The sequence below is a fragment of the Thainema salinarum CENA647 genome (genome assembly GCF_057732415.1).
In genome coordinates, this window is sequence record NZ_JBYJZJ010000022.1 from 2,332,860 (window position 1) to 2,357,747 (window position 24,888).

Annotated in this window: 26 protein-coding genes and 1 pseudogene; 12 read left to right on the forward strand and 15 right to left on the reverse strand. The window is 49.2% G+C overall.

The genetic code is table 11. The features are described 5' to 3' along the window. The first annotated feature begins 82 nt into the window (after nt 1–82). Entirely contained in the window at nt 83–253 is a 171-nt protein-coding gene (locus AC286M_RS17160; protein WP_488205549.1) for a CAB/ELIP/HLIP family chlorophyll-binding protein, read from the forward strand. Between the two features lie 59 nt (nt 254–312). Here AC286M_RS17160 and AC286M_RS17165 read toward each other — a convergent pair whose 3' ends face one another. Next, a complete protein-coding gene (locus tag AC286M_RS17165; RefSeq protein WP_488205550.1) occupies nt 313–717 on the reverse strand; it encodes a hypothetical protein in 405 nt (134 codons plus the stop codon). Between the two features lie 483 nt (nt 718–1,200). Between AC286M_RS17165 and AC286M_RS17170 the strand changes: the two genes are divergently transcribed. Further along, nucleotides 1,201–1,755, forward strand: a complete 555-nt coding sequence (locus AC286M_RS17170) for an SRPBCC family protein (RefSeq protein ID WP_488205551.1) — start codon at nt 1,201–1,203, stop codon at nt 1,753–1,755. A gap of 131 nt (nt 1,756–1,886) precedes the next feature. Here the strand turns inward: AC286M_RS17170 and AC286M_RS17175 are convergent, their stop codons facing one another. Next, nucleotides 1,887–2,489 (reverse strand): FKBP-type peptidyl-prolyl cis-trans isomerase, encoded by a 603-nt coding sequence (locus AC286M_RS17175; protein WP_488205552.1) that lies wholly within the window; start codon nt 2,487–2,489, stop codon nt 1,887–1,889. A 671-nt stretch (nt 2,490–3,160) separates the two neighbouring features. Between AC286M_RS17175 and AC286M_RS17180 the strand changes: the two genes are divergently transcribed. The 3 genes from AC286M_RS17180 to AC286M_RS17190 all read left to right on the forward strand — a co-directional run bounded on the left by AC286M_RS17180 (nt 3,161) and on the right by AC286M_RS17190 (nt 5,112). Further along, nucleotides 3,161–3,646, forward strand: coding sequence for a nuclear transport factor 2-like protein (locus AC286M_RS17180; protein ID WP_488205553.1), 486 nt, complete (start codon nt 3,161–3,163; stop codon nt 3,644–3,646). Nucleotides 3,647–3,807: 161 nt separating this feature from the next. Continuing rightward, nucleotides 3,808–4,179, forward strand: coding sequence for a PadR family transcriptional regulator (locus tag AC286M_RS17185; protein WP_488205554.1), 372 nt, complete (start codon nt 3,808–3,810; stop codon nt 4,177–4,179). 369 nt (nt 4,180–4,548) lie between these two features. After that, on the forward strand, nt 4,549–5,112 hold the full coding sequence (locus tag AC286M_RS17190; protein WP_488205555.1) for a cofactor assembly of complex C subunit B: 564 nt from the start codon (nt 4,549–4,551) through the stop codon (nt 5,110–5,112). Nucleotides 5,113–5,291: 179 nt separating this feature from the next. Here the strand turns inward: AC286M_RS17190 and AC286M_RS17195 are convergent. The 3 genes and pseudogenes from AC286M_RS17195 to AC286M_RS17205 all read right to left on the reverse strand — a co-directional run bounded on the left by AC286M_RS17195 (nt 5,292) and on the right by AC286M_RS17205 (nt 7,854). After that, nucleotides 5,292–5,557: pseudogene (locus AC286M_RS17195) on the reverse strand (DUF3155 domain-containing protein). A gap of 640 nt (nt 5,558–6,197) precedes the next feature. Further along, nucleotides 6,198–6,707, reverse strand: coding sequence for an allophycocyanin subunit beta (gene apcB, locus AC286M_RS17200; protein WP_488205556.1), 510 nt, complete (start codon nt 6,705–6,707; stop codon nt 6,198–6,200). Between the two features lie 517 nt (nt 6,708–7,224). Beyond that, nucleotides 7,225–7,854, reverse strand: a complete 630-nt coding sequence (locus AC286M_RS17205; RefSeq protein WP_488205557.1) for a hypothetical protein — start codon at nt 7,852–7,854, stop codon at nt 7,225–7,227. 429 nt (nt 7,855–8,283) lie between these two features. Here AC286M_RS17205 and AC286M_RS17210 point away from each other — a divergent pair, with 429 nt between their 5' ends. Beyond that, nucleotides 8,284–8,934: a YdcF family protein gene (locus tag AC286M_RS17210; protein WP_488205558.1), complete on the forward strand. Its 651-nt coding sequence runs from the start codon at nt 8,284–8,286 to the stop codon at nt 8,932–8,934. A gap of 225 nt (nt 8,935–9,159) precedes the next feature. Here the strand turns inward: AC286M_RS17210 and AC286M_RS17215 are convergent, their stop codons facing one another. Beyond that, nucleotides 9,160–10,545: an SGNH/GDSL hydrolase family protein gene (locus tag AC286M_RS17215; RefSeq protein WP_488205559.1), complete on the reverse strand. Its 1,386-nt coding sequence runs from the start codon at nt 10,543–10,545 to the stop codon at nt 9,160–9,162. A 480-nt stretch (nt 10,546–11,025) separates the two neighbouring features. On the opposite strand from AC286M_RS17215, the gene AC286M_RS17220 reads away from it, so the two are divergent. Further along, nucleotides 11,026–11,259: a Nif11-like leader peptide family natural product precursor gene (locus AC286M_RS17220; RefSeq protein ID WP_488205560.1), complete on the forward strand. Its 234-nt coding sequence runs from the start codon at nt 11,026–11,028 to the stop codon at nt 11,257–11,259. 217 nt (nt 11,260–11,476) lie between these two features. Beyond that, complete coding sequence (locus tag AC286M_RS17225; protein ID WP_488205561.1) at nt 11,477–12,916, forward strand: TldD/PmbA family protein; 1,440 nt, start codon at nt 11,477–11,479, stop codon at nt 12,914–12,916. Nucleotides 12,917–13,257: 341 nt separating this feature from the next. On the opposite strand, the gene AC286M_RS17230 is transcribed toward AC286M_RS17225, so the two are convergent. Next, nucleotides 13,258–13,533: a YggT family protein gene (locus AC286M_RS17230; protein WP_488205562.1), complete on the reverse strand. Its 276-nt coding sequence runs from the start codon at nt 13,531–13,533 to the stop codon at nt 13,258–13,260. A 122-nt stretch (nt 13,534–13,655) separates the two neighbouring features. On the opposite strand from AC286M_RS17230, the gene lepB reads away from it, so the two are divergent. Beyond that, entirely contained in the window at nt 13,656–14,783 is a 1,128-nt protein-coding gene (lepB, locus tag AC286M_RS17235) for a signal peptidase I (RefSeq protein ID WP_488205563.1), read from the forward strand. Nucleotides 14,784–14,884: 101 nt separating this feature from the next. Here lepB and aroF read toward each other — a convergent pair whose 3' ends face one another. The 5 genes from aroF to AC286M_RS17260 all read right to left on the reverse strand — a co-directional run bounded on the left by aroF (nt 14,885) and on the right by AC286M_RS17260 (nt 18,522). Next, complete coding sequence (gene aroF, locus AC286M_RS17240) at nt 14,885–15,943, reverse strand: 3-deoxy-7-phosphoheptulonate synthase (protein ID WP_488205564.1); 1,059 nt, start codon at nt 15,941–15,943, stop codon at nt 14,885–14,887. A 217-nt stretch (nt 15,944–16,160) separates the two neighbouring features. After that, nucleotides 16,161–16,685 carry a PAM68 family protein gene (locus AC286M_RS17245; protein ID WP_488205565.1) on the reverse strand — a complete coding sequence of 175 codons (525 nt, stop codon included), beginning with the start codon at nt 16,683–16,685 and terminating at the stop codon, nt 16,161–16,163. 108 nt (nt 16,686–16,793) lie between these two features. Beyond that, a complete protein-coding gene (gene rpsO, locus AC286M_RS17250) occupies nt 16,794–17,063 on the reverse strand; it encodes a 30S ribosomal protein S15 (RefSeq protein WP_488205566.1) in 270 nt (89 codons plus the stop codon). A 68-nt stretch (nt 17,064–17,131) separates the two neighbouring features. Further along, a complete protein-coding gene (gene ruvA, locus AC286M_RS17255; protein WP_488205567.1) occupies nt 17,132–17,758 on the reverse strand; it encodes a Holliday junction branch migration protein RuvA in 627 nt (208 codons plus the stop codon). A 14-nt stretch (nt 17,759–17,772) separates the two neighbouring features. After that, entirely contained in the window at nt 17,773–18,522 is a 750-nt protein-coding gene (locus AC286M_RS17260; RefSeq protein ID WP_488205568.1) for a sucrose-phosphate phosphatase, read from the reverse strand. A gap of 96 nt (nt 18,523–18,618) precedes the next feature. Here AC286M_RS17260 and AC286M_RS17265 point away from each other — a divergent pair, with 96 nt between their 5' ends. From AC286M_RS17265 to AC286M_RS17275, 3 genes are all read left to right on the forward strand, one after another. Then, on the forward strand, nt 18,619–19,884 hold the full coding sequence (locus AC286M_RS17265) for an MFS transporter (RefSeq protein ID WP_488205569.1): 1,266 nt from the start codon (nt 18,619–18,621) through the stop codon (nt 19,882–19,884). Then, complete coding sequence (locus tag AC286M_RS17270; protein WP_488205570.1) at nt 19,871–20,218, forward strand: cupin domain-containing protein; 348 nt, start codon at nt 19,871–19,873, stop codon at nt 20,216–20,218. Before AC286M_RS17265 ends, AC286M_RS17270 begins: the two co-directional genes overlap by 14 nt. Before the next feature lie 383 nt (nt 20,219–20,601). After that, entirely contained in the window at nt 20,602–20,847 is a 246-nt protein-coding gene (locus AC286M_RS17275; RefSeq protein WP_488205571.1) for a DUF8620 family protein, read from the forward strand. A 126-nt stretch (nt 20,848–20,973) separates the two neighbouring features. On the opposite strand, the gene AC286M_RS17280 is transcribed toward AC286M_RS17275, so the two are convergent. From AC286M_RS17280 to AC286M_RS17290, 3 genes are all read right to left on the reverse strand, one after another. Beyond that, nucleotides 20,974–21,753 (reverse strand): ABC transporter permease, encoded by a 780-nt coding sequence (locus AC286M_RS17280; RefSeq protein WP_488205572.1) that lies wholly within the window; start codon nt 21,751–21,753, stop codon nt 20,974–20,976. A 115-nt stretch (nt 21,754–21,868) separates the two neighbouring features. Next, nucleotides 21,869–22,846 carry an ABC transporter ATP-binding protein gene (locus tag AC286M_RS17285; protein ID WP_488205573.1) on the reverse strand — a complete coding sequence of 326 codons (978 nt, stop codon included), beginning with the start codon at nt 22,844–22,846 and terminating at the stop codon, nt 21,869–21,871. Between the two features lie 101 nt (nt 22,847–22,947). Then, a complete protein-coding gene (locus AC286M_RS17290) occupies nt 22,948–24,498 on the reverse strand; it encodes a pentapeptide repeat-containing protein (RefSeq protein WP_488205574.1) in 1,551 nt (516 codons plus the stop codon). Between the last annotated feature and the right edge of the window lie 390 nt (nt 24,499–24,888).

The following is a 24,888-nucleotide window of genomic DNA, read 5'->3' on the forward strand; positions in this document are numbered from 1 at the left end:
TTCTGGGATAGAAAAGCTGCGATCGCAGCTTTTCTTCTTTACAATGGAGGTGAGTAAAGATTTGTAACAGCAACTTACCGCCATGAATCAACCACAACCATCTACTACACCCAACTTTCAAGATCCTAAGCTTGGCTTCAATCGCTATGCCGAACGTTTAAACGGTCGTGCTGCCATGATTGGTTTTTTGGCGACCCTAGCAATTGAATACTTCACCGGCCAAGGACTTCTGTCCTGGTTAGGTTTGGGCTAATCCCAAAATGGTCTGTCAACCAAAGAGTAGGGAAGGGTGCCGCAGCGCGGCACCCTTCCCTACTTTGATTTTGATTCAGTGTCTGAGTTTGATGAAATCACCAACTGCTGTACCTGCTGAATAATCGGGTCGGCTGGCGGGATCGCTAGCAGCAATGACTGTAACTGCTGTAAAACCGTTACATTGACCTCGTTAAACTGATTCATGACCGTGCTGGCTGCATAGTACGACACACCGGGAATTTCAGTCTCACTGGTGCATCCGGTGCTAAATTTGCGGCTTTGGCAATTCCAAGTGAGAAAGTACCCCTTGAGTGTGAGTAGTAGCGCTGCGATCGCACCATCGGTTTGTACTTCAACCGTCAAATCAAAATAAGGCTCGTTTCCCTGATACCAAATTTTGGTTGTTCCCGTCGATGCACTTGAACGAGTCGGTTGATGGATGCGTCGCAGAGATCGAGCCAACTGCTTGATCTCAGAATCCTCTAGAGGAATCATATGAAAATCCTAGCCCGGAGGCACAAAGTATAGCGTTGGCTAAATTGCTTACCGCACCGAGCAATGTCAACAATGTTAAACATTGATTTCATAAGCAATCTGGCTCATCGTAGCCATAAAGACTACAACTGCGGCCAATACAGTCGCAATATCAGCCGCTATTAACTGCTTTCAAATGATCGGTGCCGATCTCCGGAATATCCCAGCAACATTTAGAGCAGTTCTAGGTAAGAGCGAGAGAGGAGAGTGCCTCATCATGAGGCACTCTCCTCTCTCGCTCTTACCTGGAATCACTATAGATCTGTAGCCAGCTAAGTTAGGCCACGGACGTTGAGAAATTCTGAAACCGTTCAAGCGTTTCCAAATTCTGCCTCCCAAGTCCTGCGCTTGATAGAAGGCGGCTTTGTTGAGATTTGTTAATCTAAAATCGTCGTTACGCCCAACTACTTTATGACTGCTACAGCTGATCCAACAGCACAGGCTTTAGCTGAACAGAGCAATGTTCTTCAACCCGAGCAGCTACAGCACGGAAAAGTTGCGATCGCACAGCAACACAATCATTACCAGGCCCAAGTTCTCGCCGATGCGAGCGCAGATACGGCATGGGTTGTGCTCAATGACTTTGAAAGTTTGTCTAACTTTTTGCCTACAGTTGTTTCCAGCCGCATTCTAGATGATCGGGGAAATCAGAAAATTGTGGAGCAGGTTGATCGTCGTCAGATCCTGATGATGAATGTAGACTCCACCATTCGTACTCAAAATGTAGCTAAGCCAGATGAGCGCCGGATCGATTTTCGCTTAATCGATGGCGATTTGAAAAAAATGAGCGGCTACTGGCAAGTTGATGCTGTTGCCACTGAAGCAGCCGAGCAGGCATTGATTACTCAAGTCGTAGAAGCGGATGCCGAAGCCGGGCTGTTCGACGGCATGTTTCAGAAGATTTTTGCCGACAGTTTGCAAGAAAACATGCTGGCCATCAAAGCCGAAATTGAGCGGCGCAGTTAATGCGCAACCGCCCATTGGTTGAAAAAAAGTTAGCTTGCCGCTGCACACAGCGGCAAGCTAACTTTTTGGGGATTATGAACGTAAAGATCAAGCAGGACTAACGTTGCCAGTCCTGCTGGGTACTGAACTCTTTAAGAAATACGTAGAAGTTCAACATCAAAGATTAGCGTTGCATTAGGCGGGATCACGCCGCCAGCGCCGCGACTGCCGTAGCCCAACTCTGGCGGAATGATCAGCCGCCGCTGGCCACCAACCTTCATCGTCGCGATCCCCTCATCCCAACCTTTAATGACTCGGCCTGCACCTAACGGAAACGAAAACGGTTGGTTGCGATCGCGGGAGCTGTCAAATTTTGTACCGTCTTCCAGCATTCCTGTGTAGTGAACCACTACCGTTTGTCCAGATTGAGGTTGGGCACCATCGCCCTCAACGACATCAATGTACTGTAACCCAGAATCTGTGGTTACAACATCAGCGCCTTCAGTTGCAGAGTTTGTCTCTTCAGCAGTCATATCAGTTTCAGAAGAAAGGTCTAAATCAGCAGCGGAACCCTCGGCCACAAAAAAACTGGGACGGGTCAGGTCAGAACTGTTATCAAGCTGGGTCGCAGTGGGCATATTACTGTTTAGCTCCTCTGCGATCGCGCTATCCTGTCCCGTTGTCGTAATTTGGCCAATGACTAACACTAAGCAGCACACGGCGAACACACCGAAGCTGATTAATATCTCACGCACAGCAGTTCTCCTTATTAATCACGATTCTCTATCCTTCATCCTAAGCTCTGAGCAGACCGTTCATCTGCGATTCGTCTAAATTTTTGCCGATTCCCAATCACCCCACAGAGCGTAGACGTTCTACCAGGCTTTACCCCCTTTTGATAGAAATTGCCATCGCCAGTAGACAACTGAAGAGTTGTCACATGCTGCTTTAAGGTAACGAATCATGGCTTTTAAGATAAGACCTGGATTTTTAAGTCCAGCAGCTAAAATCGCAGTCACCGAGTTTTTTGCTTAAACTTTCGCTAAATTTATTCCTATTTGAGGAACAAATCCAATTGTTATTCAATCGATTGGATGATGAAACATCTTGTATCAATGCCGTAAGTTTTGTCGATTTACGTCAATTAGCTCACAAGTATCTACAGCACTCTATCCATCGATTTGTAACGCTATTACATAAGAGCTGTGACATATTTTGAAGCTGTTGTTACCCTGATGTTGCTAGTCCTGATAGTCCTGAGTAGCAGTAGTCTAAGGCACGAACGATCTAGTAACTGTGCTCAATAATTGCCGATGGAAATTGCGCTAAGCCGTAAAGAGATAGCAAACATATAAGCTCATATAGAAATGTTTTGATTCGTTTCTGAGCCTGCTGTATTTCGAGAGCTGGATCGTAGAGGTTACCGATGCAAAACTCAGTGAAACCGGGTTCATTTCCTTCTTTGGTGGGGCGACAGGTGATGTCTGGTCTATGTGCGATCGCACTGGTCGGCAGCCTCATGTTCTATCAGCGGATGGTAGTGGCCGATCCGCTTACCGTTGCACAACAGCACTGGCAGGCCATAGCCACGCAAGACACCAGTCAAGCCCTGAATCGGTATCATAAGGATGCCGTGATCCTATGGCAGGAAGGGCTTAATCAGAAACGATACCAAGGTAAAGAAATTCCAAAGGCTTGGGCGAAGTTTTTGCACCGATATCGCATTCAAAACTACCAAATCTTGTCTCAGGGTAAAAATAGCGATCGTTTAGTTAAAGCAGATGTTGTTTTAGTTGCTGATCAAACGAATGGCCATCAAGAAGTTGTCATTGTCTCTTACTCCGCTCATATTGATGCAGGTGGGAAAATTATCCGAGAAATTTGGCATGCCACTCCACGCTTCAGCGTCTAGAATGGATAAGAACGATAGTAAGTTAGTCATACGTTAAAGCTAAATTACTCCTCGTTTTGAACAACAAGCTTTACTGGTTTTTACTGGTTATTCGAAGCTAAGCTGTTCGGTCGCAGTCTCATCACTTATCGGCTAATCCGTTCTGATTTTGGATAATTTGTATGAAATTTGAGGATATCTATCGTTTTTTCCAGAATCCCCCCCCGGTTCATCTCAATAAAGAACTTGCCGTATGCTACATTCTTGATGTTCTTCTGCACCGAGACTCTTACGGAACAGAATTGATTCAGATGTTGGAGCAGGACTACTCATCTTATCGCTTATCTGACACCGTTCTTTATAGCGCTTTAAGGTTTCTGGAAGAACAATCAGCAGTCATAGGGTACTGGAAAAAAGTTGAAGGTCGTGGGCGTCCCCGCCGCATGTATCAAATCCAGCCTAACTGGAGAGACAAGGCGGAAGAATTAGCTCAATTGTGGAGGCAGTATGCCAAATTGAACCAATCTCAAGTTTATGTCGGCATCGACTCCTAGCTTTGGGAGCTAATACAAACTTTCTATTTTGCTCTTGTTTAACCTACAACAAGAGATTTGGTCGAAAACCCCAGAATAATTTTTTGCGAAATGTGTAACGCCCAATTTCGCAAAAAATTATTCTGGGGTTTTCTAGCTAATTCGGTATGCCTCAAGAAAATCAACTGTTCCTTGGTATAGCTCTACTGAATTGCTAGTGAGCTGAGTTGATTATGTAACAGGCTGCCCCAGCGGGGCGGCCTGTTACATAATCAACTTAAGATGGCTGTACAACACAATCAGCGTACAAATATGCTGATTGGCTTCCAATTTCCGGTAGGCTAGAAGACTAAACCTTTCGTTCGTTTGGGAGAAGGAGAGTCTAACACTGTGGACAGCCCTGTTCTCGCATCAACATTTTTACTAACCTTACTGCTTCTGGTCGGTTTATTCTTCTTTATCCGGGCATCAGTCAAAGATCGGACTGAATCGGCTCAATTTGTAGTAGATCAACCCGAAACAGAAATTGCCCAACAGCTGCAGCAACATTTCCAGAGCCGCGCTTATGAAGTTGATCCTGCAGCTGCAAGCGAGACTTCTAGCAACGCATCTGCTGTGACGCTGACTGGATTTGTTAGACCCAGTTTATTTTTAGCCATTTTCCTCAGTCTATTAGCAGCAATTGGGTTCTTTTGTCTGGCTCTAGTCGTCAGCCTATTGTTACCCTCCCAGTTCCAGTGGCCGTTTATTTTTCCTTTATTAGCCCCACTGGCCGGATTCTTTTACTGGAAAGGAGCCGCGCGTACTGAAACCGTACAGTTTTCAGTTCAACCTTCACCCACTAACCGCGATCGCAACCTTTCAGAATCGTTCGTCACTGTTGTTGCTCATCGGGATGAAATAATTGCTTTGCAACAGGCTCTATCACTTCAGAAAAAAGAGGCAGAATCATAGCGATTCTGCCTCTTGGGAGAAGTTTAAGTAGATTAAGTACATTTGGCCCGACTGACCAACAATCTCCAGTTGGCGGGAAATGGGTCAGTAACAGTGACAAGTAATCCTAGTTTCAAGCCATCTACCTATTACTGTTTACTGTGCACTAATTAATTACTGCACATTGAACATCCAAGTAGCTATGACTGCTTTGCAACTGCAACAGCTACGCTTCCCATCTCCTCTTCTTCATCTTCATCTACTTTCAGACTTGGGAATAAGAAGTGGTTTTCTTCAACATACTGAGCTCCGAACAACCCCTTCTCTGCCCAAAAATATCGATCTGTCGTGTGTTCGTTGCGCTTGACTAGCAAAAGGGCGGGGGGGAAATTCCTTCAGCGTGAATATACTTCCTAGCAGCCGTGACAGGCTTATCTTCTCCGCTCTCAATGCTAAATTGAGGCACACTCTCTAAAATGCGTCGCCCCTCTAAACGACGACGGCTCTTGCGCTTACGTCTCCTTGCCAACCTCTTTACCTCCTCTCTAAACTTTGTGTCAAGTGTAGTTATGGTTACAAAAATGTGGGCCGTGCCAAGTATATCGAGTTCAATTAGAAATTTCAACTTCTCTTAACATTCCCTACAACAAGCTTAAACCCCTGCTGTATAAGGGTTTGACTGGGTTTGACAGACCATTAACAGTAGAGAAAAATGTCGGTTTTTTTACAAAAGTAAAGCAAATGGGCCTGATTAAATGAGGATAAAGGTCAGAACTTGCTCCTTTCGGCTGCATGTAGCAGAACTGTAATCAGCGCTACTTGTACAGCACTACCCATTATACAGCCGTCGCTATTGGGGGTAAGATATTTACGAAATTCAACGTTTAAGCGTTGGAACAGTTTCGGTATTTCCCAACGTACCAACCAATGTGACTACTGCTGTATCTGTCAGCAATCAACGTAACAAGCTTAACGGAAACAATCCGCTAGAAGGTGATGCAAGAAGCAACCGATTTCCTAGCGGATTGACCAATATTTGGATTAGATCGTGAATTAGGCGGCGGCAAGTGCTATTAAGTCACTAATACAACCTAATTCATAATGACTTAGACACTAACTTCGCCTAGCTCACGCGCCATGTATTCGAAGGGAGCGTCAACGAACTCAGCATTATCAATTCCAGCAGATGCTACGCGCTCTTTGACAATATCTTTCAAGATTTGAATGCCGATGACGGTTGGGCCAATGGGAACGTTAAGAGAGTTGTAGGTTTCTCTCAAGCCATTCAGAACACGCTCATCCAAAATGTCCATGTCGTCTGCAACGAGAGCATAGCTACCGTACCGCAGGTAGTAGTCCATATCGCGCAGGCAAGCTGCATAGCGACGAGTGGTGTAAGCGTTACCACCTGGACGAATCAGTTCAGGAAGTTGTTCAAATAATTTAGAACCTGCCTCTTTGACGATCGCAGCTGCGTCGGATGTAATGACTGCGGCAGCTTGAGCCCGCACCAAACCGCTATCAAAATAAGACTTCAGCGTATCGAGTGCTTCGCGATCGAGGTAGCGACCGGTTGCGTCGTAATTCCGAATTAGGGTGGTCACTGCGTCCCGCATTTAAATCTCTCCTACATCGCTATCTGAAATTAATTTGCGTATTTTAAGGTATGACAAGACCCTATCAGTCACATATGGTAAACCCTAGCGCCCCCTAATCAGGCTTTAAACTGAGGAGAGCTTAATAGAGTGAAACAATATTAGGATATTGCTTCATATACTTACGAAATAGGGTGCTGCTCAGCATGAAGTAATCGACTGCTGAAATCCCCTAAGATCTCTTCTCACTTTGGATACCGAGAACACGAGAATGTAGGCTTAAGTGTATCATGCTCTCGGTCTTCGAATTCGCAGGGAAACTGTTCAGATCCGGCCCCAGAACGTCCTAATAAATTCCAATATTGGCTTGTTCTTGTGTACACAAATCTACACATTCAAAGAACAATTCTTAAAACTACAGCAAGCTTAAGTTGATTAGCTACTTAGTTGTTTAATAGAGCCGTGACAGTTATTGTTTGGATCTTAATTAAGCCTGATAAGTCTGAAAACGCAAAACTGCACTACCTGAAACATGTGTCTACTTTACGGCACTTGCTTTGATGTAGTCTTTTACAAAGCCGGGGGAACCTTGCCAAACAAAATCAGGTTTAAGAGACGGGGCGTTGGCTGCACGCTCTGAACGATGATCTGCGGAACGCGTTGCAGAGTCAGAGGATTCAGGTTCATGGTCTACGGGCTCAGCGAGAGAGCCATCAGGTAAGGTGTCAGGTGTTGCCCCTAGATGTGAATCAGCGGTAGAAATATAGGGTTCGCTGCTCGGATCTGAGGCAGAGTCAAATGGGTCAGACACTGTAGAGTCAGCAGTCTGATCAGCAACCGGATCAGAAATAGACCACGACTCCTCTATATACGACTCCTGAAAATCAATGCGATCGCGCATACGCGAATTCGAAGAATTGGAGTATCGAGATTGCGCGATCGCAGATTGGCGTCTCGCCAACTGTACCTGTCGATTGACATGATTCAGGCCAATGTCACCATGCCAAAGTACCCTCTGTGCGGCATCGTAGAGGTCTGCCTGTAGAGGTTGGGCAATCTCAGTTCCATCTGGCTGTTTGAGTGCTTGTTCCGCGCCGATAAAACCAGTAGCAAAGGATGCCGTGGCCACACTTGCGATCGCAATTCCAATTGTCCGCTTTGATAACAAGCTAGTTTCCTCCTCGGGCCACACTGGGTTAATCAGGTTTATCGGGCTGTTGTGTCAAGTCTGTTCACAAACTTGAAGCCACTGAACTCACGTCAAAAGGCGATTTCATCAGCTTTTCGCGCAAATCTACTATAGATTTGCGAATTTGTTCGTGTAACGATTCAGTTAAACGCTTCATCAAACTATGACGAAAGTTTAAGAGCTTAGTTACGTTTTGTATTGTCTCAATATAGTTTACCCACTGAATAATGTGTGGATAACGGTCATTGGGCAGGGATAGCAATCGTCCTATAGTCAGGATCGCATCTCGTTAAGTTATATGAACTTCATCTGCAAGAACCGAATAGAGCGAGAGTTTCATCGAAATTGATTCGGTTCTTCAAGACTCCGTATTAATGGCATCCCGTGTTGTGAGGAGACGTTGCTGAGGTGCTTGAACTAGGATTCTGGGCTGGTTTCATTTGTGGCATCGCGGCACTGATTCTGTTTGCGATCGCACTAGCCCTATTAGTTGCCTTTTGGTGTAGCCGCTATCTTCACGATTTCTTGACCCCAAATCAGCCGCTCTCGACAAACGTGCTGATTGTCGAGGGTTGGGTCCCCGATCGGGTTGTGAAGCAGGTAGCGCAGGTAATTAACGAAGGCAATTATCAGCACGTGCTGATTTCTGGATTGCCGCTGTATCAGGGCGCATTTTTGACCCAGTACCGCACCCATGCGGAGGTCACAGCAGACAGCTTAATTGCCCTCGGCATTGAGCGCGATCGCATTGTGGTGATTAACTGTGACCATACCAATCATTACCGCACCCATGCGGCGGCGTTGGTGATTCGCGACTGGCTGGAAGACCAACGTTGGCCCATCGACCAGATCAACCTTTGTACGGTTGGGGCGCATTCTCGACGGAGCTGGCTAATTTATCAGCGTGTGTTTGCGCCGCAGACAGCCATAGGAGTACTGACATTAACCGATCAGCTTTACGATCCGGCTACCTGGTGGCGATTTAGCGCGGGATTTCGAGTTGTTGTGGCAGAAACGATTGCCTATATCTACGTTCGCTGGCTGAACTGGAGCGCTTAGGAACATTTAATCTCTGTGGGTCTAATTCCCCGTGGCTTGCCACGTTAGTGGTAGCGCGGGAGTGCGTCCCGAAGGGCAAATTCCGTAATGCCCCGTCCGCTTGCGGCGGGGATAGGAATTTGAGCGCCCCGCGAGATTTACTTAGATGAAATCTTGCGTTAGGGACACGGCAGTGCCGTATCCCTACGGATGGAACGGTTTACAGGCTCTTTAAATCCACAATCCTTAGTTATTTTGCGCTACTAGCGCTTGCCACGGCATTTGGGCATGATTGGCCAGACGACGTGCGATCGCAGCAGCACCATAGCGGTTAATGTGGCTGGGATCGGCAAAGAACTGGTTTTGCATCAGGTTGGACTCCAGCAAATCCACATAGGTGAAACCGTAGGCTTGGCTCTTTTGCTGGAGCCACTGCCGATAGCGCCCCTCATAGCGACTGCGCGTGTTGTCTAGATAATCTTGGGTTAGCGGCAAGTTGACGTATACCAAATCAATGCCGCGACCTTTGGCAAACTGCGCGAGCGATCGCAGACTGTTATCCTGCACGCCATTCAGTTGAAAGTTCTGATAGTCGCCATCGTATACACCGGATACCCGTGGATACTGTCGATAATATTGCGCCGGATCAAACTGTTCGGAAACGGTGATAAATCCATTGGCGTTGGCATCCAGCAAGCTTTGCTGCGGTGCGTCAGCAAACGATTCCGGGGTGGCAAACTTCAGCAATGAGGGAGGCTGAGTGCCCTGCATCACCCCCTGATAGCCTGGAGATTCTAAAATCGATGCAAAGGTGCGGTCAAAGCGACTACTGTTTAAGGCTCGCGAACCCGCTGGCCACACAATCAGATTCGGCAACTGGTCGGGTAGAATCTTCTGCACAATGAAATTTACAACTTGAGCCGTCGCTCCGTAGACGCCAAAGTTGTATACCGTGGCGTTTGCGTAACCTTTCCCGGCCAATGCAGCCTGTAGCACGTGTGGATCAACGCCCTGCAAAGCCCGCGAACTACCAATCACCAGTACGTCTGGTACGCCTACGGTTGCGACATAGGATTTGTACAGCACAAGCTGCTCATCTAGGCTGGAGCTGCCAAAACTGGGCGACATGCGCGGAAAGCTGCTGCGATCGGCATAGCGTTGGGCAATCGACAGATTTTGCAAGTACTCGCGAATTTTGCGCTGGGCGAAGACCCGCTGGGGACTCTTGGGCGGGATACTAAATAACTGGGCTATCGCCGCCATCCAGTTTTCGGCGACTCGATCCCACTGTTGAGGAGAAGTCGCCGTTTGTGCTAAAACAGCAGCCGTATTGGCATACTCAATCGACTGGCGAAAGGCGTCAATCGAAGCCGCTCGGCTGGCCTCCGTTTGTTCCGGTTCATCGTTGACCTGGGCAAGTGTCGGCAGCTCATCCGACTCGTCTAAGGCGCTCTCTGCCAGGATAAACGCTGGATGACTGGTTTGAGCACTGAGTAAGTTTGATGGATCAATCGCAATTTCAGGAGCGGGAAAGGACGAACCTCGGCTTTGAGCTAGTCCTAAGACCAACAGCAAACCGAGCAGTAAGCTTAAACCAGATAACCAATAGCGACGTATGGGTTTACTAAACATCGTTCAAAACGACTACTTTGTCGTGCTGATGGTTGTCAATCGATTCTTCGGAAAGTTTCAGATACATTCTCAATGCGTTCTCGATACGTTGAGACATGCTGAATAGTGAAATTCGGATAACGCGTACTGTGGCGACTTCGTCCTGCAACCTAAAATTATGGTCTGTGCAACTTGTCTGTTGCAATTAGTTGCAGACGACTAGACGCTCCTGTCCGATTCTAGACCGATATGTGGGGAATTGTTTAGCCCCCGTGTATTGGCATTCTCCACTCTTGGGCATACTAAAGTCGAGCAATATCTTGACGATATCAACATGCGATCGCACTTTCTACAACAAACCTTCTATGACAAATAGGTGGGACAACAACGGCAAATTTGCGATCGCTATTACTACATTACAATCACAGCATTACAATCACAGTACACGGGGCACAGTCGTGGTCGTCGTGCAACGCGTTTAGGAACCAGAAGGGCAAATCAATGACTCAGGAAAGTGCATATAAGTTTCTATCAGATGCCTCTCACGATGAGCATCTACGCGATAAATTCCAGCACGTTGCAAATGGGCAAGAGTTTATTCAAACCTGTCAGTCATTAGGGTATGACTTCACAATTGAGGAGTTACAGGAAGTGATCCAGGAGAACAGTGAAGGAGTTGAAGTGCGTCGTAAAACCGGCGTTTGGACATGGTTGCGCCAGGTTAACTGGAGATAATTTCTCCTTCACCCCTTACTCCACCCTTTCAATCACTGCCATCGCCTTTTGAATGACCTAAATATCTGGAGGAATAACCCCAGAGAAGCTATTTCTGCCGCCGTAGCGGTAAGTTTGCTTTCTGGGGTTTCGCATTGAATTGCTCTAAAGTTCACCAAAATTCTAGGCTGGCTCGTTAAACTGGTAAACACAAACACCTCAGTTTTCCAGGAAGCCCATGATTGCTGAACTCTCCAGCGTTATTGAATCATTGCCTTTTACAGCTGATTGGATTGGGATTCGAGCCGTCAAAGAAGCTCAAACCTACCGCTCTGTTCGTGATGGTCAGCCTAAATCCAATTCTCGCCAGCTCACTCAAGGCGCAATGGTTGAAGTGCTAGCCGATGGCCAAATTGGCTATGGTGCCACGAATCAATTAACACCAGAGGGTTTACGCACCGCTGCGGAAATTGCTCATAAAAATGCGATCGCAGCGAGCCAGTGGCGAATTCATCACTGGACACCACAACAGCGGCCCAAAGTGGTTGGTGAATATTATTCTCCCGGTGTGAAAGCGTTCAATGCGCTCACGCCAGCCGAAATCAATGATATCCTGATTCGCATTTGCCACAAGCTCAAAGTGGCGGATGCCGTCGTGCAAACAAACGCCACGGCTGTGACCAGCGAATTGGAATCTTGGTTTGTCAGCAGTAATGGGTCGGAAGTGTATCAGCGGTTTAACCTACTCACCAGTCACTACGGTGTAACCGCACAGGATGGCCCAGTGGTGCAAAATCGCACCAGCAATGGATTTTGGGCCCGCAGCTACCAGGGTGGCTGGGAATTATTCCCCGATACGCAGCTCTGGGATCAGGTAGCCCAAACGGGCGAGCAGGTGATGGAACTGCTTTCAGCCGAAGACTGCCCCACAGATACGATGACGCTGGTATTAGCTCCCGACCAGATGATGCTGCAAATTCATGAAAGCATCGGTCATCCCCTAGAACTCGATCGCATTTTGGGTGACGAGCGTAATTATGCGGGCGGTAGCTTTGTTAAACCCAGCGACTTCGGTACGCTGCAATACGGGTCTAAATTAATGAACATTACCTTTGACCCATCTGTGGCCGGGCAGTATGCCAGCTACCGTTTTGATGATACGGGCGCACCCGCCACACGAGAATATCTGATTCGGGAAGGCAAGCTGGAGCGCGGCATCGGCAGCTTGGAAAGTCAGGCACGATTAGGAGTGAATGGTGTCGCGAGTGCGCGGGCTAGCTCGTGGAACCGTCCTCCGATTGACCGAATGGCTAATATCAACCTAGAACACGGCGATCAGTCACTTGACGAAATGATTGGCAGCATCGAAAAAGGTGTGTACATGGAGGCCAATCGCTCGTGGTCTATCGACGATCAGCGCCACAAGTTCCAGTTTGGCTGTGAATACGCCAAGCTAATCGAGAACGGGAAGGTCACTAAAACGCTACGAAATCCCAACTATCGAGCCACAACGCCCCAGTTTTGGCATAGCTTGGTTGCAGTTGGCGATCGCAGCACTTGGGAAATTTTTGGTACGCCATTCTGCGGTAAGGGCGAACCGAATCAGGTAATTCGCGTGGGTCATGCCTCACCTGTCTGCGCCTTCGCCAATATTGAAGTGTTTGGCGGCGACAGTTAAGGGTTTAAAGAGTTATAGCCTCAACCAGTAGCGCTAGCCACATTGGTTAAAAATGCCAATGGTGAGCAATAGACCTTATCGGAAATCGTTTTGTAGCACGGCAGAGCCGTGCTACAAAACGATTTCCAACCCCAAAAACTTTATTTCCAATAAAGTCTAATACCTACCATTGGCTTACTATCTGAGTAAGGTTAGGGTGGACGTTGCCTAGTCTTAAACGGATCAAGACAGCAACAAAGAGGAGATACTCAGTAACGCTTGGTATCTCCTCTACTAGTTGAAGCGATAGATTGCAAGTTTAAGTAGATATGCAGCCCAATTTGGGCAAACTGGACTTGAACCTAGAACATGCCAGAAGGAATTAATCCTGCGGCAACTTGAAGCAGAATAATCGCCAGAATTGCGGAGAAATCGATACCACCTATAGGAGGAATGATTGAACGGAACAGGTTTAGATACGGATCGGTAATCTGGCTAAGAGCTGCGAAAGGCTGACTGTACCAATCAACATTAGGGAACCAAGATAGCAGAACCCGGATGAAGATTAGGACGGTGTAGAACGTGAGGAAGGTGCTCAGGGTTTGAAATACGAGCGCTAACGGAGAAGCAGAAACCATATAACTAAACCATTACTAGAAACTTACAATGACAGTGGGTGAACGCGCCGAATAGCAACATCTCCCATTTGCCCTAGTGTAACGGATACTGTCTCGAAACACTGTAGTGTTCGATTAAGATTATGCTTCGGTTTTCCGACCGTGATGTTAATCCATCTCATCTGACTCATGCGCTGTGGCTGCCTGTAAACCTGTCGATGCTGTTTCCAGGATTAGGTCAGCTTTACACAGGCCAGATTGGGCGGGGAATTGGCCTATTGCTGATTGAGCTAGGGCTGATTGGACTGGCATTTTGGTCGATTTTTTCAGCGACGGGTAATACGGCTTCTGGCCTACTAATGGGCAGCCTAGCCGTTTTTTTGTACATCATTAACGTGTTTGATGTGTATCTGTATGGCAAACGGCGCACAGGAACAGCGCAATACGCTTTGACCGACATTGCTAAACAGACCAAAAATCCCTGGTTCGCCGTTTTTCTCTCCCATATTTTGCCGGGACTCGGACAGCTCTATTTACAGCAGTTGGTTTGGGCGGCGATGCTGCTGAGTGCAGTGATGATCACATCAACTCTCTCAACTGTTTTTCCTAGTTTGTTACTGCTGCCGCCGCTGATTTGGGGAGTGGGCTGCTGTCATGCCTACTACGCTGCATCTCAGATTCTAGCTAATGCGGGATCTAAGGTGCGATCGCAGTCATCTCAACCATCCCGATCGCGTCGATCTATTAAATGGATTCTAATTGTCACAGTTGCGATTGTCGGTCTGCGCTTCACCTTTGCCTACTTACCTATTTGGCTCAACCAAAACATCAACTGCTTTATTGTGCCGAGTGAATCAATGCTGCCTGCGCTCCAGGTAGGAGATCAAATTTTCGTCAGCCACACCTCCAACGCCCCCTTGCGAAGTGGGGATGTGATTGTGTTCCGGGCACCAGAAGCGGCGCAAGAGCTTCCTACCGTCACAGATGAAACCTTTTTTGTGAAGCGTGTGATTGCGACGGCTGGACAAACGGTTGAAATCCGCGATCGCACTGTTCTCATCAACGGTCAGCCCTTACGTGAGACTATTGCTGTCACGCCGCCGGACTATACCTGGGGGCCAGCTACAGTGCCCGATAATGCGCTGTTTGTTCTGGGCGATAACCGCAATTACAGCGCGGATTCGCATGTCTGGGGCTTTTTGCCAGAATCAGATGTGGTAGGGAAGGCGTATAAGATTTACTGGCCGCCTGCTCGAATTCAGCCGATTTAGGTTCGGGAACGCTTGGAGTGTAGTACTGCGGGTTGATTTTGGTGAGGGCAATTTGAGACGCTAAAAAGGCCAGCATTGCTGGCCTTTTTAGCGTTAGTTAACTAAACAACTGCGGGGGCGGGCTGGGGCCAGCGCTGCATGGCTTGACCGACGATGCTGAGTTCTTGCATCAGTTCATCGAATCGGTCGGGAGTCAATGACTGGGGGCCGTCCGAAAGTGCTTTGGCGGGATTGGGATGTACTTCAATCATGAGTGAGTCAGTTCCGGCTGCGATCGCAGCTTTAGCCATTGAGGGCACATATTCGGCTCGTCCGGTGCCGTGGCTGGGGTCAATCATAATCGGCAGGTGAGTTAGCGATCGCAGCACTGGAATGACCGACAAATCCAGTGTATTGCGAGCGTACTGACGATCAAAGGTACGAATGCCCCGCTCACAGAGAATGACGTTCGGATTACCTGCTGCTAGAACGTACTCTGCCGCCATCAGCCATTCTTCAATCGTGGCCGACATGCCGCGCTTGAGTAAAACGGGCTTGTCCTGAGCGCCTACCTTTTTCAGCAGAGCAAAGTTTTGCATATTGCGTGCGCCTACCTGGAGCACGTCTGCCACCGCGCCAATTTTCTCGACATCGGCGGTATCCATCACTTCGGTGATAATGCCTAAACCAGAAGCGTCTCGCGCCGCCGCTAGCAGCTCCAGCGCACTTTCGCCATGTCCCTGAAATGCATAGGGTGACGTGCGGGGCTTATAGGCACCGCCGCGTAGAAAATGCGCTCCTGCCGCTTTAACTCGCAGAGCTGTTTCCACGATCATCGTTTCGTTTTCGACTGAGCATGGCCCAGCTACCACTGCGATGGGCGAATGCTCACCAATGGGGACTGCACCGTTGGGCGTGTTGATAACGACCGTGCTGGCTTCACCGTGGCGGAACGTGCGGCTGGCTCGCTTGAACGGCTGCTCAACTCGCAAAACCTGTTCAATCCAGGGACTCATATCCTGAATTTGGAGGGGATCAAGCTCCACGGTGTCGCCCACTAGACCAATCACGACTTTGTGTTTGCCCACGATCTGCTCTGGCATGAGGCCCCACGATTGAAAGTCAGCATCCAGCCGATCTATTTCGGTCTTGGGCGCACCGCTTTTCATGACTACGATCATGCTGGAATTCCCTCCATACAACAGTTAAGGCTAGACCTGAGTTGCGATCGCACCTGCATCTCGCATGGACTCAAAATCTAGCCTTATTCTAGTGGGTCTTTTTCGGATCGTCTGATTGCAGTGCGTACCCTATGCACTTAACATCAGAGCCAAACATGTCAGTTCGTATATTAGCTAGCTTGTGGTTAATTACGTCATCAACATGAATGACCAATGACTAGGACTGCTGCTTGCGAGCGTCTCGCCAGGCTGCCGTCATTCGTCCTAGATTTATCTTAAACTCGCCGATGCCAAGCAGCGTACCGGGTGTCTCTTCTTCCCAAGAAGCCGATAATACACCGTAGCTGAGACCAATTACCCCTAACCCGAAGCAGGCCATACTGACCAGTACGACAGCACTATTGGGCAGATCGAATACGCCATTTACCACGATGAAGTAGCTGGCGAAGAACGTACTCACGCCCAGGGCTGTAGGAATCCCGCAGAACACTGCCATCCGCCGAATCATGCGCTTGCCGACGGCATCTGGAATCCGCGTCTCGTCAAGCGTTCGCTGATTGGCTGAACGACGAGCGGGTGGAGCAGACTGCGACTTTGCGGGTGACTTAGCCTGTGATTTAGCAGAAGCAGATTTGGTCGGCTTATTGGTAGCTGACTTAGCGTCTTTTGGCTTAGATTCGGCCTTTTTGCGGCTTTTCTGGGGTTCGAATGGTAGCGGCTTGCGCTCAGAATCGGAAGGCATAGTTCAGAGGCGAGTAACGAAATCACTGAGTCAATCGTAGAGCGCTATAGCCACGTTATGCAGACATAACGCAACGGCGATCTAGCGGCTGGTTCACTTGTGAATGCCTTAGCGACGGATCCCGAGGCGCTGAATGAGAGCCAAATAGCGTTCGTTATCTTGCTTTTGGATGTAGGACAGTAGACGCTTACGGCGACCAATCATTTGCAGCAGGCCGCGTCGAGATGCGAAGTCTTTTTTGTTTTGTTGGAGATGCTTAGACAGGCGGTTGATGCGCTCGGTCAGCATCGCAACCTGTACGTCAGCAGATCCAGTATCGGTCTCGTGAATTTGATACTCAGAGATGATTTCCTGTTTACGGTCTTGCAGCAGTGCCATGAACCTATATTCGTCCCGAATTAAAATTACAGCAGTCAACTATATTAGCACAGTGAGAGGACTTAATTTCATTGGCTAAGCCATGCGATCGCAGCTCGAATCCACTGCTCAGCGTCGCCGCTTTTGGAGAGAGCTGTTTGCTGACCAACGGTTTGCAGAGCGGTTTGGATTTCGGTTTGAGTGTAGCCCAGGGCCAGCAGCGTCATTTCGATATCTTCTTGGAGGCTGGGAGTCGGGGCCGCAGAGGGAGATGTGCTCATGCCCGTGTGGGTGCGCCATTCGGCTAGTTTGGCTTTCAGTTCTAGGCATAATCGTTCCGCTGTCTTATTCCCGACACCAGGAGTTTGAGCCAGTCGGCGGGTGTTGCTGGTGACGATGGCCTGCACCATGTCTTGTAAACCCAGAGTATCGAGCAGCGCGATCGCAAGTTGGGCCCCGATGCCGCTGACGCTAGTTAACTGGCGAAACACATCTCGTTCGGCCCGTGACTCAAAACCGTACAGGATCATCTGATCTTCGCGCACTTGCAGGTGGCAGTGGACTTGGGCCGTTTCGCCAGCATCCGGCAGGGTACGGGAAAAGCGAGACGTAATCTGAAGCTCGTAGCCAACGCCGTTGACATCTAGCAGCAGCATGACGCGATTCGAGGGTGTTTTTTGCACACCTGCGATCGCGCCTGTGAGAAAACTCAGCATAGTGGTTGAACAAGTTAGTCTAGAAGACCAAAGTAGTTTAGCCCTTCTGTAATCCCGCCAGCACAGTGAGCCTTCGCCAAGTAGCGAGCAGCGGATGGATTGGCATGATGCCAGTCTAGAAGCTCTGATTGGGCATTACCGACAATAATGCCGAGAGATTCATTCACCGCGAACATGGCCTGATCGTTGCCAGAATCACCGCAAACGACGGTTTCCTCCCGCTCCATGCCCAACGCGTGGCGCAGAAAGATCAGGGCTGAGCCTTTATTGCCGCGTGTCGGTAAGATATCCAAATCGTGGTTGCTGCTGTAAACAAACTGCACATCTAGCTCATGTTCTAGCATCAAGTTTTTGAGGCGTGGAATCAGTACGGCTGCTTGTTCTGGCTTCACATAAAAGCTCACCTTAAACTCGTTCTGTTCAGAGGCAGGCTGAAAAACGAGTTCGGGAAAGGGCGCGGTAATCGATTCGATGCGAGCGCGATCCCAACCTTGAGATAGAATTTCATGCCAGGTTGAGTCAGACGTATGACTGCCCTTGTGAAAAATCAGGGTACCCACCGCTAGAATCAAAGCGTCTGGCTCTAGGAGTGATTTTTCAGCCCTGAGCTGATAATACAGTTCACGCGAACGCCCTGTAGAGTAAACCAGCAGACTACCGTAGCGTTTGCGATGCTCTGTTAGCCGATGATTGAGTTGATCGAGCGCCTCATCATCACCCACTAATGTGTTATCCAAATCAGTAATTAGCAGAAACTTGGGCATCGCTATTGAAATTCGTGAGTTGGGTTTGCAAAGCGTTTCCTTTCGAGTCTAATGGAGAGGCGCTTGCGTGCATACCATCTTTGCTACATATTCATTATGAAATTCATCGGTCAAAAAATTTTGAACTGGCTACCACAGCTTGACCGACGAATCTGGATTTTGTCGGCTGGACGATTGCTGTCGCAGCTTGGGGTTGGCTTTGTTCTATTTTATGCTCCCATCTTTTTTGTGGAGGAAGTGGGCCTATCCGCAACGCTGGTGGGGATCGGTATTGGCAGCGAGTCCATCACCGGGATTCTGGGCCGGATTCTGGGCGGTTCCTGGTCTGACTCCCCTCGATTTGGTCGTCGCAAAGTCTTGCTGATGGCGGCGGCGATTTCTGCGATCGCAGATCTGGTGCTCACCTTTACCAACAGTTTTCCCACGCTGCTGATGGGGAATTTGCTGATGGGACTGGGGATCGGCCTCTACTGGCCTGCGTCGGAGTCGCTGGTGGCGGATTTAGCCAGTGATGAGCAGCGCAATGAAGCCTATGCGATTGTCCGATTGTCCGACAGTTTAGGATTGGGTTTGGGAGTGGTGCTGGGCGGCGCGATGATTTCTCTGACGGGGCTGTATCGGCTGCTGTTTGTGGTGGATGGCATCACCTATGTCTTCTTCTTTGGCGTAATTTATTTTGCGATCGCAGCCATGCGACCGATTGCTGACGATATTCCGTCCTTTTTTAGCGGCTGGATGACGGCCCTGCGCGATCGCACCCTGCTGGTGTTTGCCTTGGTCAATGTGCTGTTCACGACCTACATTGCTCAAACCCAAAGCACACTACCGCTTTATTTCAAGCAGTTCGTCGGTGAAGGTCGGACAACTGAGGAACTGGGCTTATCGGCAGCGATGATTACCGTGCTGTTTACTTGGCACGTTGCGCTGCTGGTCGCCTTGCAGATTCCAGTTGTACGCTTCTTAAAGCGGTTCCGTTATGCTCAAGCACTGATTTTGTCTGCTCTCTGTTGGGGACTCGGATTTTGCCTAACCAGTCTGACAGGTATCGTGTCTACCGGGGCCATCCCAGTTGCGCTGGTGATGCTAGCGGTTGTGTCTCTCGCCAATGTCGCGTATACTCCCTCTTCGTCATCTCTGGTCGTAGACTTAGCGCCCGATAATCTACGCGGGGTTTACTTTTCAATCAACTCTCTTTGCTGGGCAGTGGGCTATGCGATTGGCCCGCCCATCGGCGGTTGGGCCATTGATCAGGGTGAACCGTTCATTTACCAGTTTTGGCTGATTGCCGCTGCCAGTATTGCGATCGCAATTGCCATTTTGATCAATCTCGATCACCGAGTTATTCAACGTGACAAACAGTAGGTATGCCGAAGTTATGCCGAATTTGTTCGACCTGCCAACCAACTTGCCCCCAGACGAATACTTTGAAGTTCTTGCAGCCAGTTCGCAATGCCGGATTGAGCGCATCATCTCGACTGGGCATACGACACCGCCTGGAGAATGGTACGACCAGGCACAGGATGAATGGGTAGTTTTACTCCAGGGAGAGGCAGAACTGGCCTACGAAAATGGCGAACGAGTGCATCTAAAAGCCGGGGACTATCTGTTCATTCCAGCGCATCAGCGTCACCGAGTTGAATCCACCACAACCAATCCCCGCTGCATTTGGTTAGCCATTCACGGCAATCTCAGTTAGCTATCGTGAGGCGTCTGGACTGGAGGGCGGGTTTTGTTGAGCAATTTGGACTTGTAAGGGTGGGTTTTGTTGAGCAGTTTCGATTTGAATCAAAACGTGATGGCCAAACCCGCCCCTACACATAAGGTTGGCCCACATCTTGTATCAAAACCCAAAAGGGTGATTTTGCCGCCGCATCGCGGCGGCAAAATCCACCTCTTCCGGTTCTATTGTGTTCTATTGTGAATGGTGCAAGATATCCGTTTACCGAATGAAACATGGTATCCGTACCGCTCACGATAGGATACTTAAAATTGAGACTCTTGATGTTGAGGGCTATCCAGTTCTGAACATTCGTTGAGCCGAGCGAGATTGAGTGCTGCCGAGATCCCATTCATTAATTCATGAAAGACACGTTAATCAACTGGTTAAACTGGCTACTGGTCGCCAACATCTTTTTCGTCCTAGCAAGCTTTACCTGGTTTGCGATCGCATTAGTTGGACGAGCGACAGACATTCCACTAGGCTTTGATATTTGGTATTCCCTCTGGGAACCCATCTTTATGCCATCCATCGGTATCCTAATGGCCGGAGCGCTGATCAGCGGCGCAATTAGCTGGGTATCCAAGCGATTTAGTTCGGCCAAGTAGCGGGGAGTGCTGAGCAGTAGCCGTCGCGTTTAAGTTGTCACAGTTACAGAATCCAACGTTGGAACGTTCGAACGTTCCAACGTTTAAACGTTTTCAGAATTTCCTGATGTCTCAACCAACCAGCTATCAATAACCCGCCAAAATACCGCGTTGTTTTGCTCGACGTTCGGCCCAGCGGAACAGGAAAAGCCCCAGTAGAAAGTAACCAAAACCATTCGCAAAGGCTAATGAGAACTGGGCGAGGTCTAAGCCTTCTCCTCGCGCCATTAAGCTACGTAGCAGTTCAACGCTGGGAATCATCGGGATGGCAAGGGTAATCCAGTGCATCCAGCCCGTCCAGGTTTCCGTGGGAACAGCCAGCAGGAAGAGCAAGACGAACTGGAACAGTCCTAGTAACTGCTGGACGCGCTTAAACAGCAGCGCACAGGACCCCATCGTGAAGGCTAGACCGTAACCGCCGAGCAGCATCGTCGCCAGCGGCAGCACCAGCGTGGGCGGAAACTGAAGGCGGCTGCCCGTGATGGCGATGATAATGCTGAGAATAATCGCGATCAGGCTGAAGCGTAGGGTTAAACTTGCGATCGCACGGGCGAGAAACACTTGGGGCGCACCAAAAGGAGAGAGGAAAACCTGCTCCAGGGTACCTGTCTGGGCTTCGAGCTGGAGGTTATTGGCGATGTCGTTGATCAGATAAATGGTCAATGTCCACAGCACGTAGCCAATGACGATGGCATCTAACCGATCGCCAAACTGGGTGGCGGGGCCAGTCATATAGCGGGCGCTGAGAAACAGACCGTAGAACACCGACGTGATGATAATAATGCCGCCAATCACCTCTGCCGGATAGCGAATAAATTCCGTCCAACTGCGGCGCAGTTCAGCGATTAGAAGTTCAATGAAGTTCATAGGGAAAATACACTACACGAATTCTGGATGAAAACCCGTGATCTATTTTTTACGAAACTCTCGCTTAGCGAGAGTTTCGTAAAAAATAGATCGGTTTCAGTACACAGACTGGACATTACATTGCCGAGACATCGCTGCGCACCAGCTTGAGAAATACCGCTGTTAGATCGGCGGCATCTTTCTTCACCTGAACAAACGGCAGCGGCTCCAGGATACGCAGAATTTGATAGAGACCAGCGGGTTCGCCCGTGTAGGTAACGTGCCGAGCATCCACCACGGCACCGAGGGCCATAATCGCCTGCTGGCGAGCGGCATCCAGATCGTGCTCTAACTCAATCCGATAGGACGAACCGGAAAACTCGCGAATCAAGTCGCGGGTGGGGCGCTGAGCAATAATTTCGCCTTGACGGATAACTGCTACCCGATCCGACAGTTCTTCCGCCACGTCTAACTGATGGGTAGTGAGCAAGATGGCACAGCCTGCTTTGGCAACCGCTCGTACCAGTTGCTTCACATGTTCACTAGCTTCCACATCCAGCCCCAGCGTCGGCTCATCCAGCAGCAGCAGCCGAGGTTTATGCACCAGAGCAACTGCGATCGCAAGTTTCTGCTGCATCCCTCGCGACAGGTTTTTCACGGGCGTTTTACGCTTATCCATCAGGTCGAACTGCTCCAGCAGCTCTAGCCCGTGGCGATGGGCTTGGCGGCGGGTCAACCCACGCAGAACACCGAAATACGCTAAATTTTCCAGCGGCGTCAGTCGCCAGTAGAGATTGCGGTTGCCTTCCAAAACAGCTCCGACCAGCCGCAGCGCTTTTGGGTCGTGATGAGGATCTTGGCCTGCAATTTTCACCCAGCCCTGATCGGGACGGATCAGCCCCGCAATCATCTTGATTGAGGTGGTTTTACCCGCGCCGTTTGGCCCCAAGAAGGCCAGAACCTCACCCAAATGCAAATCCAGGGAAACATGCCGCACCGCCTCTACCCGCTGCTTGCCGTTGCCATAGCCTTTTTTCAAACCGGATGCTTCTAACGCGATGGGAGTAGTGGCAGGTGGGGGGACTGCTGTTGATCGAGGAATCTCTAGGGTCATAAGGTTGGGATGCGGGTCTAAGAATTGCCGATACGCTTCTTAATATTTGCTTCTATCCTAACGAATTGCGGTAAACCCCCGTTATGTCCGAATCTCACTTTCTACATCAGCAATCCTTCGATAAATCGGAGGACGGCCTGCTCATCGAGGGGAACTGTTTGGCGCGGCAGGTTAACTTTCAGGGCTTTCATCAGCTCTTCGTCGAGGTTTAGCGATTGCTTACCAAACTGAAGGTTTTGGTGTATGCGGAGTTGGCGATCGCAGGAGTTGGTCAGCAGCGTTTGAGTCGGCATTTTTAAGAAATCCGCCACATCCGTATCCACAACTGCCTGCGGGCTAATTTCCATGTGTTTGAGTGTATCTTGAACCTGAGTCAAGGCTTGAATCATTGCCTGAATGCGATCGCAGGCGGTATCTTGACGAATCAGCGTTTTGTTTTGACTCAGATTGGCCAATGCCAGCAAATTTTTTTGCGTGGTTGCTGCATCCTGAAAGGGTGCGATCGCAGCGTATGCAGTAGCTAACAGCGCATCATCTTGGGCGACGTGAAAGAGTAAGCGGGTACGATGACGGCCAATTTCAATATTGGGCGGATGATTGAGTCCTACCTTCTGCTTGGCTAGCTGGTGATAGGCTGCCGCCAGTGCAAGATGAGTGGCAGGCGTCAGCACTGCATCAATCACGATTTCAACCGTCGGCGAAACCTGATTAAAAAATTGATAAATCGCTTCTGCTGACTCAAAATGATGGCGCTGCGTGTTGTCGCCATTGGGACTCAAGTCAATCCAGTCGCACTGCATGTCCTGGCCCGTCAGCCGAAACCGAGCGACGTTGTATAGCTTGGCCCCGGTTAGGGTCGTTCCGGTCAAATCGGCTCCGGTCAAGTCGGCGTTGATCAGATTTGCCTGAGCCAAATCAGAATGAACCAGACTCGCGTTAGTTAAATCGGCATCCGTCAAGATTGCGCCCACCAATGTGGCTCCACTGAGTTTAGCCTGGCTCAGATCGGCTCCCTGCAAATTGGCACCGCTGAGATCGGCCCAGCGCAGATTAGCCCCGGCTAAGTTGGCCCCCATTAGGTTGGCCTTGACCAAATTGGCGTGGCGCAGTTCGCAATCCCGTAAGTCGGCTCCCCGCAAATCTGCTCGCCCCAAATCCGCCATATGAAAGTTGGCCTGACTGAGATAGGCTTCTGTCAAAACTGCGCCCCGCAAGTCGGCTTTATTCAGATTGGCGTTGAGCAAATTGGCCCGACGGAGCTTGATTTCTCGTAAATCGGCCTCACTCAGGTCGCTATTCTGCAATAAACCGCCACTCAGCTCAGCCCGAATCATCTCAGCCCGGACGAGAGAAGCATTACGAAGATTAGCGCCTAGCGCGATCGCTTGAATTAAATTAGCGACGTTCAAACTTGCACCGAGCAAGTTGCTATGGCTTAAGTTCGCACCATTCAATCGAGCCACATTCAGCTTGGCCTGGCTCAGATTGGCGCGACTCAAATTCGTGCCTGAAAAATTGGCCACCGTCAGTGTCGCCTGCTGCAGATTGATACCCGATAGATTTTGACCAATACATTTCGCTTCACTCAGTTCAATCCCGACAAAGTCTCGCTGACCCGCAGCATATTGTCCGAGCAGTGTTTCAATCTTCATGGTGAGACCTCTTTAAGCAATCGAGATGCGATCGAAATGCCGCTAAAATTCAATTCCAGGGCTGTTTATATTGAATCCGAATCGAAAGAACCTAAATTTTTTTGATGAGCGCCAGATACAGCCTGACGTTCACAATCAATAAAAACTAGTTTTTATCAGCAGATTTTGTACTCAGACAGGAGATTGAATCACTTTAGAATCAGCATTTTTACTGACGAATTACGCATGGCAACGGGCATTTGATACTAAATGGGTTAGTACAACCAATTTTAGGACTGATGCAGGCGATGTGCCGCTCCGTTAACCAAACTCTCATGGCGGCATTTTCTCGGAACGGCTCAAACGACCCAACCTAAATTATTTAAAAATAAGGGTGGGCAAGGCCCACCA